10 protein-coding genes are annotated in these 12,406 nt (G+C 60.5%); all 10 read right to left on the reverse strand.

Features of this window, described 5'->3' with window-relative positions; translation table 11 throughout:
* Positions 1-4 precede the first annotated feature (4 nt).
* Complete coding sequence (gene nuoM, locus ACOWVD_RS16540; RefSeq protein WP_004936002.1) at positions 5-1,534, reverse strand: NADH-quinone oxidoreductase subunit M; 1,530 nt, start codon at positions 1,532-1,534, stop codon at positions 5-7.
* Positions 1,535-1,629: 95 nt separating this feature from the next.
* Complete coding sequence (gene nuoL / locus ACOWVD_RS16545; protein WP_421105689.1) at positions 1,630-3,477, reverse strand: NADH-quinone oxidoreductase subunit L; 1,848 nt, start codon at positions 3,475-3,477, stop codon at positions 1,630-1,632.
* Positions 3,474-3,776, reverse strand: coding sequence for an NADH-quinone oxidoreductase subunit NuoK (gene nuoK / locus ACOWVD_RS16550; RefSeq protein WP_004936014.1), 303 nt, complete (start codon positions 3,774-3,776; stop codon positions 3,474-3,476). The genes nuoL and nuoK overlap by 4 nt, the downstream gene beginning before the upstream one ends.
* Complete coding sequence (gene nuoJ, locus ACOWVD_RS16555; protein WP_004936018.1) at positions 3,773-4,330, reverse strand: NADH-quinone oxidoreductase subunit J; 558 nt, start codon at positions 4,328-4,330, stop codon at positions 3,773-3,775. The genes nuoK and nuoJ overlap by 4 nt, the downstream gene beginning before the upstream one ends.
* Positions 4,331-4,343: 13 nt before the next feature.
* Entirely contained in the window at positions 4,344-4,886 is a 543-nt protein-coding gene (nuoI, locus tag ACOWVD_RS16560; protein WP_004936019.1) for an NADH-quinone oxidoreductase subunit NuoI, read from the reverse strand.
* A gap of 14 nt (positions 4,887-4,900) precedes the next feature.
* Entirely contained in the window at positions 4,901-5,878 is a 978-nt protein-coding gene (nuoH, locus tag ACOWVD_RS16565) for an NADH-quinone oxidoreductase subunit NuoH (protein ID WP_004936022.1), read from the reverse strand.
* Positions 5,875-8,613, reverse strand: coding sequence for an NADH-quinone oxidoreductase subunit NuoG (gene nuoG, locus ACOWVD_RS16570; RefSeq protein WP_031300541.1), 2,739 nt, complete (start codon positions 8,611-8,613; stop codon positions 5,875-5,877). Before nuoG ends, nuoH begins: the two co-directional genes overlap by 4 nt.
* Positions 8,614-8,689: 76 nt before the next feature.
* A complete protein-coding gene (gene nuoF, locus ACOWVD_RS16575) occupies positions 8,690-10,036 on the reverse strand; it encodes an NADH-quinone oxidoreductase subunit NuoF (RefSeq protein WP_004936030.1) in 1,347 nt (448 codons plus the stop codon).
* Positions 10,033-10,584: an NADH-quinone oxidoreductase subunit NuoE gene (nuoE, locus tag ACOWVD_RS16580; protein WP_004936034.1), complete on the reverse strand. Its 552-nt coding sequence runs from the start codon at positions 10,582-10,584 to the stop codon at positions 10,033-10,035. Before nuoE ends, nuoF begins: the two co-directional genes overlap by 4 nt.
* Before the next feature lie 2 nt (positions 10,585-10,586).
* Positions 10,587-12,383, reverse strand: a complete 1,797-nt coding sequence (gene nuoC, locus ACOWVD_RS16585; protein ID WP_004936036.1) for an NADH-quinone oxidoreductase subunit C/D — start codon at positions 12,381-12,383, stop codon at positions 10,587-10,589.
* Positions 12,384-12,406: the final 23 nt, after the last annotated feature.

The following is a 12,406-nucleotide window of genomic DNA, read 5'->3' on the forward strand; positions in this document are numbered from 1 at the left end:
CGAATTACGGCCTTGTTGTTGAAATTGCTGAAACTGACGAACCAAACCAGTGTTGCACGTTGCTCATCGCCGCGTTGGAAGTATCCAGAATCGGCTGCGGGTAAACCCCCAGCAGAACCAGCAACACCACCAGCAGAAGAATGATGAACAGTTCGCGCGCGGTCATGCCCTGCAGCGGCTGGTCGGATTTAGGCGCACCGTAGTAAGCGCGCTGCATCATGATCAGCGAGTAAACCGAAGCGAACACCAGACCGAAGGTGGAGATCACGGTGATCACCGGCACCACCTGGTAGCTGCCGAACAGAATCATGAATTCGCCGACGAAGTTACCGGTGCCCGGCATCCCCAGCGTAGCCACGGCGAAGAACAGCGACAGCGCAGGGATGAACTTGATGCGCCCCCACAGGCCGCCCATCTGACGCATGTCGCGGGTGTGCAGACGTTCATACAGCTGGCCGCAGATGATAAACATGCCGGCGGCGGACAGACCGTGCGCGATCATCTGGATCACGGCGCCCTGGTAAGCCAGCTGGCTGCCGGTGTAGATGGCGATCAGCACAAAGCCCATGTGCGAGACCGAGGTGTAAGCGATAAGACGCTTGATGTCGGTCTGCGCGAACGCCATCCAGGCGCCGTAGAAGATACCGACCACGCCCAGCCACATGGCGATTGGCGCGAACTCGTGTGAAGCCTCAGGGAACAGCGGCAGGCTGAAACGCAGCAGGCCGTAGGCCGCGGTTTTCAGCAAGATGCCCGCCAGGTCGACGGAACCTGCGGTCGGCGCCTGGCTGTGCGCATCCGGCAACCAGCCGTGCAGCGGCACCACCGGCATTTTCACCGCGAAGGCGATGAAGAAGCCCAGCATCAGCAGATATTGCACGTTGTGGGACATCGGCGTTTGCAGCAGGTCTTCGTAATCGAAGGTCCACACGCCGGTGGCGTTGTAGTGCACGAACACCAGGCCCAGGATCGCAATCAGCATCACCAGACCGCTGGCCTGGGTGTAGATGAAGAACTTGGTCGCCGCGGTGATGCGGGTTTTACCGTCCGACGCCTTGTGGCCCCACAGCGCGATCAGGAAGTACATCGGCACCAACATCATTTCCCAGAAGAAGAAGAACAGGAACATGTCGATGGCGAGGAACACGCCGATAACGCCGCCCAGGATCCACAGCAGGTTAAGGTGGAAGAAGCCCTGATACTTCTGGATTTCACGCCAGGAACAGAGGATCGCCAGCACGCCCAGCAGACCGGTCAACACCACCATCAGCAGTGACAGACCGTCCAGCGCCAGGTGGATGGAGATGCCGAAGCGCGGGATCCACGGCAGCAGGAATTCGCTCTGCCACTGCGGAATGCCTTTCGGCGTGGTCAATGTATAGCCGCCCTGCATCCACAGCTGCAGAGAGAGCGCCAACGTCAGCCCCATTGCGATCAGCGCTATCCAGCGCGGCACCTTAGTACCGAAGCGCTCAAGCTGCCAGCACAGCAGACCGCCGATAAAGGGGATAAGAATTAGCCAAGGTAATAGCATGGCGTTTTGTGTCCCTTATACGAATAATTTCAAACTTTGTACGTAGCGCCTGTCCGGCGCTACGCCCGAAAAATGCGTCTGTTTAAATTATTCAATTAAACCAGAATCAACAGAGCCAATACGACCACTGCACCCACACCCATAGACGCTATATACCAACGCACCTGGCCGTTCTCGCTCACCGTCAGACCGCGGTTCCCCCAGCGGGAGAAGACGGCCGGCAGGTTCATCAGCGAGTTCAGCGGATCGCGTTGCAGCAGCTTCGCAATGCCCAGGTACGGCTTGACGAACACTTTGTCATACAGCCAGTCGAAGCCCCAGGCATGGAACCACCAGGTCGAGAAGAAACGCCCCGGCGCGCTGTTGGCAATGCTGTTGACCAGGCTGCGTTTGCCCAGCCACAGCGCGGCCGCCAGCAGAATGCCGACGATAGCCACCACGCCGGAGGTGATTTCAAGCGTCAGCACGCTGCCGTGCGCCAGTGCGGTCGTCTCCGGCAGCACACCCTGCAACGGCGGCACGATCATCGCGCCGACGAAGGTGGACAGCACCAGCAGAACCAGCAGCGGCAGGTGGTGAGTGATGCCTTTACCGGCATGCGCTTTGATTTTCTCTTCGCCATGGAACACGATGAAAATCATACGGAAGGTGTACAGCGAGGTCATGAACGCACCGACCAGGCCGGCAACCATCAGGTTGATGTGGCCGTTGGCCATCACGCCCGCCAGGATCTCGTCCTTACTGAAGAAGCCGGCCGTGACCAGCGGCAACGCAGACAGCGCCGCGCCACCTACCAGGAAGCAGACGTACACCAGCGGGATGCTCTTGCGCAGGCCGCCCATCTTGAAGATGTTTTGCTCGTGGTGGCAAGCCAGGATCACCGAACCGGACGACAGGAACAGCAGCGCCTTGAAGAACGCGTGAGTCATCAGGTGGAAGATCGCCGCGTCCCATGCCTGCACGCCCAGCGCCAGGAACATGTAACCGATCTGGCTCATGGTGGAGTAAGCGAGCACGCGCTTGATGTCGGTCTGCACCAGCGCGGCGAAGCCGGCCAGCAGCAGAGTGACCGCACCGACGATGCCCACCAGATGCAGCACTTCCGGCGCCATCAGGAACAGGCCGTGCGTGCGGGCGATCAGGTAGACGCCTGCGGTCACCATGGTCGCCGCGTGGATCAGTGCGGAAACCGGGGTTGGGCCCGCCATCGCGTCCGCCAGCCAGGTTTGCAACGGCAGCTGCGCCGATTTACCGACCGCGCCGCCCAGCAGCATCAGCGTCGCCCAGGTGATGGCCGTATCGCCCACCGCCAGTTTCTGCGGCGCCAGGATCATCAGCTCGCGGATGTTCAGCGTGCCCAGCTCGTTGTAGAGGATGAACAGCGCGAACGCCAGGAACACGTCGCCCACGCGGGTGACGATAAAGGCTTTCATCGCCGCCGCGCCGTTGGCCGGATCTTTGTAGTAGAAGCCGATCAACAGGTAGCTGCACAGGCCCACGCCTTCCCAACCCAGATACATCAGCAGCAGGTTGTCCGCCAGCACCAGGACCACCATGCTGGCGATAAACAGGTTGGTGTAGGCGAAGAAGCGCGAATAGCCCTCTTCACCGCGCATGTACCAGGAAGCGAACATGTGGATGAAGAAGCCGACGCCGGTGACCACCGACAGCATGGTCAGCGACAGGCCGTCCAGCACCAGAGTCACGCCGATATTGAAGTTGCCGACGGCCATCCAGGTCCACAGGCTTTGCTCGAACAGCTGCACGCCGGCGGCTTTCTGGGCGAAGAAATCCATCGCCACATACACCGTGACCAGCGCAGCCAGGCCGATAGAGCCCACGCCGACGGTGGCCGCCGTGTTCTCAGACCAGCGACCGCGGGAAAATGCCAACAGCAGGAACCCGATCAGCGGTAGCAGAATTGTTAAATATAATAGGTTCATCCGCGCATCTCACTGACAGTATCAATATTCAGGGTATGACGACGACGGTAGAGCTGCAGCAGCAGCGCCAGGCCGATACTGGCCTCGGCTGCCGCCAGGCTGATCGCCAGGATGTACATCACCTGCCCGTCCGCCTGGCCCCAGTAGCTTCCCGCCACGATAAACGCCAACGCCGCAGCGTTGATCATCACTTCCAGGCTGATCAGCATAAACAGCAGGTTGCGGCGCACCAGCAGCCCGGTCAACCCGAGCACAAACAGGATAGCCGCCAGGATCAGGCCGTGTTGAAGAGGGATCATGCTTGCTCCTCCGATTTTCTTCTCGCCATTTCGCCACCCACCGGCGCGTTGCTCAGCACCTCGCCAGGCTTGTGCTCGCGGCCGATATGGAAGGCGACAACCAGACCCGCCAACAGCAGCATTGAAGCCAGCTCAACCGCCAGTACGTAAGGCCCGAACAGGCTGATGCCCACCGCCTTCGCGTCGACCATCTCACCGCTGATGCCCTGATCGGATACGCTGCGGATCGCAACGATCAATACCACCAGCAGCGCCAGTGACAGCAGGCCAGGCCCGATCCACACCGTCGGTTTCATCCAGTCGCGCTCTTGCTGCTGCACGTTGCCGAGGTTCAGCATCATCACCACGAACACGAACAGCACCATGATGGCGCCCGCATAAACGATGATTTCCAATGCGGCGGCAAAGTAGGCGCCGAGAGAGAAGAAGACTGCCGAGATCGCCAATAACGAGACGATCAGATACAGCAGCGCATGCACAGGGTTGGTATGGGTGATCACGCGAATCGTCGCGGCCACCGCAATCAAACCTGCCAGATAAAATGCAATTTCCATGCTTGCTGGCTCCTTAGGGCAACAGACCTTTGACGTCGATCGGTTTGGCTTCGTTTTCGGCTTCGCCTTTGGCTTTGCCGTCAATCGCCATACCGGCCATCCGGTAGAAGTTATATTCCGGATATTTACCCGGCCCCGAGATCAACAGATCTTCTTTTTCGTACACCAGATCCTGACGCTTGTACTCACCCAGTTCGAAATCCGGCGTCAGCTGGATAGCGGTAGTCGGGCAAGCCTCTTCGCACAGGCCGCAGAAGATGCAGCGCGAGAAGTTGATGCGGAAGAACTCCGGATACCAACGGCCGTCTTTCTGTTCTGCCTTTTGCAGCGAGATACAGCCGACCGGGCAGGCAACCGCACACAGGTTACAGGCGACGCAGCGCTCTTCGCCGTCCGGATCGCGCGTCAGCACGATGCGGCCGCGGTAGCGTGGCGGCAGGTACACCGGTTCTTCCGGATACATCTGGGTTTCGCGCTTGGCGAAGGCATGCATGCCAATCATCCAAATGCTGCGCATCTGGGTGCCGAAACCAACCACTAACTCTTTCAATGTCATGGTTTATTCACCCCTTATTGAGCGTTGTACAAAATGACCGCGGCGGTTGCCAGCAGGTTCAGCAGCGTCAGCGGCAGGCACACTTTCCAGCCGAAGGACATCACCTGGTCATAACGCGGACGCGGCAGCGCGGCGCGGATCAGGATGAACATCATCATGAAGAAGGCCGTTTTCAACGCGAACCAGATGAATGGCGGCAGGAACGGACCCTGCCAGCCGCCGAAGAACAACGTCACAATCAGGGCGGACACGGTGACGATACCAATGTATTCCCCCACGAAGAACAGACCGAACTTCATGCCGGAATATTCGATGTGGTAACCGTCGGCCAGTTCCTGCTCGGCTTCCGGCTGGTCAAACGGGTGACGGTGACACACCGCCACGCCGGCGATCGCGAAGGTCACGAAGCCGAAGAACTGCGGAATGACGTTCCAGACGTGCGCCTGAGATTCAACGATGGCCTGCATGTTGAACGAATCCGCCTGCATCACCACGCCCATCAGCGACAGGCCGATGAACACTTCGTAGCTCAGGGTTTGCGCGGAGGCGCGCATCGCGCCCAACAGCGAGTATTTGTTGTTGCTCGACCAGCCGGCGAACAGCACGGCGTACACCGCCAGGCCGGCCATCATCAGGAAGAACAGAATACCGATGTTGAGATCTGACACCGCCCAGGTCGGGCTGACCGGCACGATGGCAAATGCCAGCAACAGGGAAGTAAAGGCGATCATCGGCGCCAGGGTGAAGATCACCCGGTCGGAGAATCTCGGCACCCAGTCTTCCTTGAAGAACATTTTGATCATGTCGGCGACCAGCTGCAGCGAGCCGCCCCAGCCTACGCGGTTCGGTCCGTAACGGTTCTGGAACAGGCCGAGCAGGCGGCGTTCGCCGAAGCTCATGAATGCCCCGCACGCCACGACCACCAACAGGATCACGACCGCTTTAAGAATGGCGATCAAGATGTCGATCACCTCAGGGGTAAACCAGCTCATCGTGCCGCCTCCCGCAGATTGTCTACCTTAGCACCCACCAAGATCGGCGGGATCCCTGGCAAGCCGAGCGGCAAACCAACCTGGCCCTGGGTCAGGGTTTCACTCAGACGCACCGGCAGACGCAGAGTCTGGCCCGCGCAGCTGAACTCCACCAGGCTGCCCGCATTAACGCCAAGCGTCGCCGCATCGGCCGGGTTGACCATCACGTAGGCTTCCGGCATACGCTGCTGGATCACGTGAGAGCGCTGCGACATTTCATCGCTGCCGAACAGGTGGTAATAAGGCGCGACACGCCAGCCGTCGACCGGATTGAACGCGGCAGGCACGCGGTCGAAGTAACCGAGGCTGCCCTCCCCCGCTTCGATCAGGCGCACGCCCGGATCGCCGTGGCGCAGTTTGCCGCCCACTTCGGCCTGGAACTTGTTCCATGCCTGCGGTGAGTTCCAGCCTGGCGCCCAGGCGAACGGGATCTGCTGACGATCGGCCAGCGGGCTGTTGTTCCCTTCCATCGAGAAGGCGAACATGGTGTCTTTATCCTGCGGCTGACGCGGCTCGTGCACGCTGATGTTGGCGCGCATGGCGGTACGGCCGCTGGAACGGTGCGGCGAACGCGCCAGCTTCTGACCGCGAATGCGGAACGTCGCGTCCGGCGCGGCATCGACGATGCCCTGCAGCTGCGGCAACGCGGCGACGCAAGCGGCGATCACGTCATCGAGCTGGGTCCAGTCCACGTGGCGGCTGGTGTAGGTGGAGTGCAGCGAGTGCATCCAGCGCCAGCTTTCCAGCATCACGGTGAACTGATTCTTCTTGGCGTCGTCGTAATAAGCCGGATCGTATACCTGGAAGAAGCGCTGCGCGCGGCCTTCCTGGTTGATCAGCGTACCGTCGCTCTCGGCGAAGCTGGCCGAGGAGAGGATCAGATTGGCTTTGTCCATGATCGCGGTGCGCTGGTGGTCGGCGACGATCAGGTTATTGACCTTGGCCAACGCCGCGTCCACTTGCGCCGCCGGCGCATGGCGATAGAGATCGTTTTCCATCACGATGGCGGTGTCGGCTGCGCCGCTCGCCAGCTGTTCCAGCGCCTGATCGAGCGAACCGCCGCCGATCATCGCCAAACCCATGCTGTTGGCTGCGCCCGCCACGAAGGTGATGCCGACATCTGAACCACGGCCCTTCAACGCTTTGGCGATGTTGGCCGCCGCTTCGATGATGGCTTCGCTGCCGGCGTTGCTGCCGGTCACGATCAGCGGTTTGCGTGCGCCGGTCAGCGCCTGCACGATGATATCGACTTTCTTGTTCAGGCCTTCTGCCAGATCGTTCACCGCCGGCGCTGCGCTATCCAGCGCGTGAGCGATGGCGAAGCCGAAGCGCGCCTGCTCGTCTACCGGCGCGCGGTAGTTCCAGGCGGCGATGTCATCCAGACGGGTGTTATCGACGTTGGTGGTGAACAACGGATACTTGGCGTGTTGGCCGATATTCTGCACCGCCGCGATCTGCCAGTCGGCCACGCGTTGCGCCGCCGCCATCGCGCGGGCTTTGCCCTTGACGGCCTGGCGCACAGACAGCGCGATGCGCGCGCCGGTTTGCGTCAGGTCTTCGCCCAACACCAGCACCGCGTCGTAATCTTCGATCTCACGCAGCGCCGGCGTATGAACGCCGCCGTTCTTCAGCACGTTCAGCATCAGCGCCAGACGTGATTGTTCCGCCTGAGCGATACCGGTGTAGTAGTTCTCTGCGCCAACCAGCTCGCGCAGTGCGAAGTTGCTTTCCAGGCTGGCGCGCGGGGAGCCGATGCCGATGGTTTTCTTCGCCTGACGCAGGATGTCCGCCGCGCCCTGCATCGCCTGCTCGGCGTTCAGGGTGATCCAGTCGTCGCCGCGCAGCTGCTGCGGTTGACGCGGACGATCTTTCTGGTTGACGTAGCCGTAACCGAAACGGCCGCGGTCGCACAGGAAGTAGTGGTTCACGCTGCCGTTGTAACGGTTTTCGATACGGCGCAGCTCGCCATAGCGCTCGCCCGGGCTGGTGTTACAGCCGATGCTGCACTGCTGGCAAATGCTCGGCGCGAACTGCATGTCCCATTTACGGTTGTAGCGCTCGGAGTGCGTTTTGTCGGTGAATACGCCGGTCGGGCACACTTCCACCAGGTTGCCGGAGAACTCGCTTTCCAGCGTGCCGCTTTCCGGGCGACCGAAGTAGACGTTGTCGTGTGCGCCGTACACGCCGAAGTCGGTGCCGTCCGCATAGTCTTTGTAGTAACGCACGCAGCGGTAGCAGGCGATGCAGCGGTTCATCTCGTGCGAGATAAACGGCCCCAGTTCCTGGTTGTTATGGGTGCGCTTGGTGAAGCGGTAGCGACGGAAGCTGTGGCCGGTCATTACCGTCATATCCTGCAGGTGACAGTTACCGCCTTCCTCACACACCGGGCAATCGTGCGGGTGGTTGGTCATCAACCACTCAACCACGCTTTCACGGAACTGCTTCGCTTCGCCGTCATCGATGGAGATGAAGGTGCCATCGGATGCCGGGGTCATACAGGACATCACCAAACGGCCGCGCGTATCTTCCGCGTTTTGGTATTGCTTTACCGCACATTGGCGGCAAGCGCCGACGCTTCCCAGCGCCGGATGCCAGCAAAAGTAAGGAATATCAAGGCCGAGGGAGAGACAAGCCTGCAGCAGGTTGTCCGCCCCGTCTACCTCATACTCTTTGCCGTCTACATGAATCGTAGCCATAGTCAGCATGCTTCCAAGTGGCCTGCCTTGCGGCAGGCGTTAATCAAAAATTCTGGCCGTGTTCGGGCGAGTCGGCTTACCAGCGCTGCTTCAGCAGGTTGTTCGGCTGAATGCCGCCAATCGCATGAGCGTTGCCGAAGTGCTGCACGGCGATACCCGCCTCGAACTCTTCACGGAAATATTTAATCGCGCTTTGCAGTGGCTCTACGGCACCTGGCGCGTGGGCGCAGAAGGTTTTGCCCGGGCCGAGGGAACGGCACAGCTGTTCGAGGGTTTCAATATCCCCCGGCTGCCCTTCGCCGTTCTCCAACGCACGCAGGATCTTCACGCTCCACGGCAGGCCGTCGCGACATGGCGTACACCAGCCGCAGGACTCGCGGGCGAAGAACTCTTCCAGGTTGCGCACCAGCGGCACCATGCCGATTTCGTGGTCTACCGCCATCGCCAACGCGGTGCCGAGACGGCTGCCGGCTTTACCGATCGCGCCGTATTCCATCGGCAGGTCGAGGTGATCGGCGGTCAGGAAGTCGGTGCCCGCGCCGCCCGGCTGCCAGGCTTTGAAGCGCAGACCGTCGCGCATGCCGCCGGCGTAGTCTTCCAGGATTTCACGCGCGGTGGTGCCGAACGGCAGCTCCCAGACGCCCGGATTTTTCACCCGGCCGGAGAAGCCCATCAGCTTGGTGCCTTTGTCTTCACTGCCGGAGATGCCGGTGTACCACTCCACGCCGTTCGCCAAAATGGCCGGCACGTTGCACAACGTTTCGACGTTGTTGACGCAGGTCGGCTTGCCCCACACGCCGGCGCTGGCCGGGAATGGCGGCTTGGAGCGCGGGTTGGCGCGGCGGCCTTCCAGCGAGTTGATCAGCGCGGTTTCTTCGCCGCAGATGTAACGGCCGGCGCCGGTGTGCACGATCAGCTCGAAATCAAATCCGGTGCCGAGAATGTTCTTGCCCAGATAGCCGGCTTCGGTGGCTTCCGCGATGGCGCGACGCAGGTGCGCCGCCGCTTCGATGTACTCACCGCGCAGGAAGATGTAGCCACGGTAGGCTTTCAGCGCGAACGCGGAGATCAGCATGCCTTCCACCAGCAGGTGCGGCAGCTGCTCCATCAGCAGGCGGTCTTTATAGGTGCCCGGCTCCATCTCATCGGCGTTACACAGCAGGTAACGGATGTTCATGGATTCGTCCTTCGGCATCAGGCTCCACTTCAAACCGGTGGAGAAGCCCGCGCCGCCGCGGCCCTTCAGCCCGGAATCTTTCACCAGGCTGACGATCTCGTCGGGCGCCAGGCCCTTCAGGGCCTTTTCCGCACCGGCATAGCCGTTTTTGCTGCGGTATTCGTCCAGCCACAGCGGCTGCTTGTCATCGCGCAGACGCCAGGTCAGCGGATGCGTTTCGGGAGTGCGTACAATGTGCTTGGTCATTGATACTGCTCCAGTAGCGTCTCGATATCTTCAGGCTTCAGCTGACTGTGAGTGTCCTCATCAATCATCATGGTCGGCCCTTTATCGCAGTTGCCCAGACAGCAGGTCGGCAACAGCGTGAAGCGGCCATCAAAGGTGGTTTGACCCGGCTTGATGTTCAGCTTCTTCTCGATAGCGGCCTGAATGCCCTGGTAACCGGTGATGTGACAAACAACGCTGTCACAATAACGGATCACGTGACGTCCTACTGGCTGACGGAAAATCTGGCTGTAGAACGTGGCCACGCCTTCTACGTCGCTGGCGGGGATGCCCAGCACTTCCGCGATGGCGTAAATCGCACCGTCCGGAACCCAGCCGCGCTGCTTCTGCACAATTTTCAGTGCCTCGATGGAAGCGGCGCGCGGATCCTCGTAATGGTGCTTTTCGTGCTCGATCGCATCACGTTCTTCCGCGCTCAGTACAAATGCATCAACGCCGCTCTGAGGAGCGGCTGCGTTGATGGGCTCGAGCGCATCATTGACTGCGTGATTGTCTTTTTGATCATGCATAGTTAGCGGTCCACATCTGACATTACAAAATCGATACTACCCAGATAGACGATCAGGTCGGAAACCAGGCTGCCACGGATGACCGATGGGATCTGCTGCAGGTGCGCAAAGCTCGGCGTACGTACCCGGGTGCGGTAGCTCATGGTGCTGCCGTCGCTGGTCAGGTAGTAGCTGTTGATCCCTTTGGTGGCTTCAATCATCTGGAATGATTCGTTGGCTGGCATCACCGGGCCCCAGGAAACCTGCAGGAAGTGGGTGATCAGCGTTTCAATGTGCTGCAGCGTGCGCTCTTTCGGCGGCGGCGTAGTCAGCGGGTGATCGGCCTTGAACGGGCCTTCCGGCATGTTGTTCAGGCACTGTTCGAGGATGCGCAGGCTCTGGCGCAGCTCTTCCACCTTTAGCATCACGCGGGTGTAGCAGTCGCTGGTGCCGTCGCCGACCGGCACTTCGAAGTCGAAGTTCTCGTAGCCGGAGTACGGGCGCCATTTACGCACGTCGAACTCAACGCCGGTCGCGCGCAGGCCGGCGCCGGTCACGCCCCACTCCAGCGCTTCTTTGGCGTTATAAGACGCGACGCCGATGGAGCGGCCTTTCAGGATGCTGTTCTTCAGCGCCGCTTTCACGTAGGAGTCCAGACGCTTCGGCATCCAGTCGAGGAATTCACGCAGCAGGCGATCCCAGCCGCGCGGCAGATCGTGCGCGACGCCGCCGATGCGGAACCAGGCCGGGTGCATACGGAAACCGGTGATCGCTTCCACCAGATCGTAGATCTTCTGACGGTCGGTAAAGGCGAAGAACACCGGGGTCATCGCGCCGACGTCCTGAATGAAGGTGGAGATGTACAGCAGGTGGCTGTTGATGCGGAACAGTTCGGACAGCATCACGCGGATGGTGTCGACGCGCTCAGGCACCTTGATGCCGGCCAGCTTTTCAACCGCCAACACGTAAGGCATTTCGTTCACGCAGCCGCCGAGGTACTCGATGCGGTCGGTGTACGGGATGTAGCTGTGCCAGGATTGACGCTCGCCCATCTTCTCGGCGCCGCGGTGGTGATAGCCGATATCCGGCACGCAGTCGACGATCTCTTCGCCGTCCAGCTGCAGAATGATGCGGAACGCACCGTGCGCGGACGGGTGGTTCGGGCCGAGGTTGAGGAACATGAAGTCTTCGTTCTCGGTGCCGCGCTTCATGCCCCAGTCTTCCGGCTTGAAGGTCAGCGCTTCCATCTCCAGATCTTCTTTCTGCTTGGTCAGCACGAAAGGATCGAATTCGGTGGCGCGCGCCGGGTAGTCCTTACGCAGCGGGTGCCCTTCCCAGGTCTGCGGCATCATGATGCGCGACAGGTGCGGGTGGCCGTCGAAGGTGATGCCGAACATTTCCCAGGTTTCGCGCTCGTACCAGTTGGCGTTCGGGAACACCTTGGTCGCCGTCGGCACGTGCAGGTCTTTTTCAGACAGCGCCACCTTCAGCATGATGTCGCGGTTGCGCTCGATGGAGATCAGATGGTAGAAAACGGAGAAATCCGCAGCGGGCAGGCCGTCGCGGTGGGTGCGAAGACGTTCGTCCACGCCATGCAGATCGAACAGCATGACATACGGCTTCGGCTGTTTTCTCAGGAACGTCATTACTTCCAGTAACTGGTCAGGTTTAACCCATACCACGGGCATGCCGGTGCGGGTGGCCTGAACAGTAAAGGCTTCCGGCCCAAAACGGTTGCGCAGTTCGCCGATCACCGGGTCGTCAAGGTGATCTCGGGTCTGCCAGGCAGGCAAGGCGTCGTGCGTCGTCAAATCTGTCATAATTTTTTTTCACCACACTAAAG

The sequence above is a fragment of the Serratia sp. SA088 genome, from assembly GCF_049065515.1.
GTDB lineage: Bacteria > Pseudomonadota > Gammaproteobacteria > Enterobacterales > Enterobacteriaceae > Serratia > Serratia nematodiphila.

Excerpts from the sequence above, each read along its gene's own strand:
- nuoM (WP_004936002.1), bottom strand. The coding sequence starts at position 1,534 with ATGCTATTACCTTGGCTAATTCTTATCCCCTTTATCGGCGGTCTGCTG.
- nuoL (WP_421105689.1), bottom strand. The coding sequence starts at position 3,477 with ATGAACCTATTATATTTAACAATTCTGCTACCGCTGATCGGGTTCCTG.
- nuoK (WP_004936014.1), bottom strand. The coding sequence starts at position 3,776 with ATGATCCCTCTTCAACACGGCCTGATCCTGGCGGCTATCCTGTTTGTG.
- nuoJ (WP_004936018.1), bottom strand. The coding sequence starts at position 4,330 with ATGGAAATTGCATTTTATCTGGCAGGTTTGATTGCGGTGGCCGCGACG.
- nuoI (WP_004936019.1), bottom strand. The coding sequence starts at position 4,886 with ATGACATTGAAAGAGTTAGTGGTTGGTTTCGGCACCCAGATGCGCAGC.
- nuoH (WP_004936022.1), bottom strand. The coding sequence starts at position 5,878 with ATGAGCTGGTTTACCCCTGAGGTGATCGACATCTTGATCGCCATTCTT.
- nuoG (WP_031300541.1), bottom strand. The coding sequence starts at position 8,613 with ATGGCTACGATTCATGTAGACGGCAAAGAGTATGAGGTAGACGGGGCG.
- nuoF (WP_004936030.1), bottom strand. The coding sequence starts at position 10,036 with ATGACCAAGCACATTGTACGCACTCCCGAAACGCATCCGCTGACCTGG.
- nuoE (WP_004936034.1), bottom strand. The coding sequence starts at position 10,584 with ATGCATGATCAAAAAGACAATCACGCAGTCAATGATGCGCTCGAGCCC.
- nuoC (WP_004936036.1), bottom strand. The coding sequence starts at position 12,383 with ATGACAGATTTGACGACGCACGACGCCTTGCCTGCCTGGCAGACCCGA.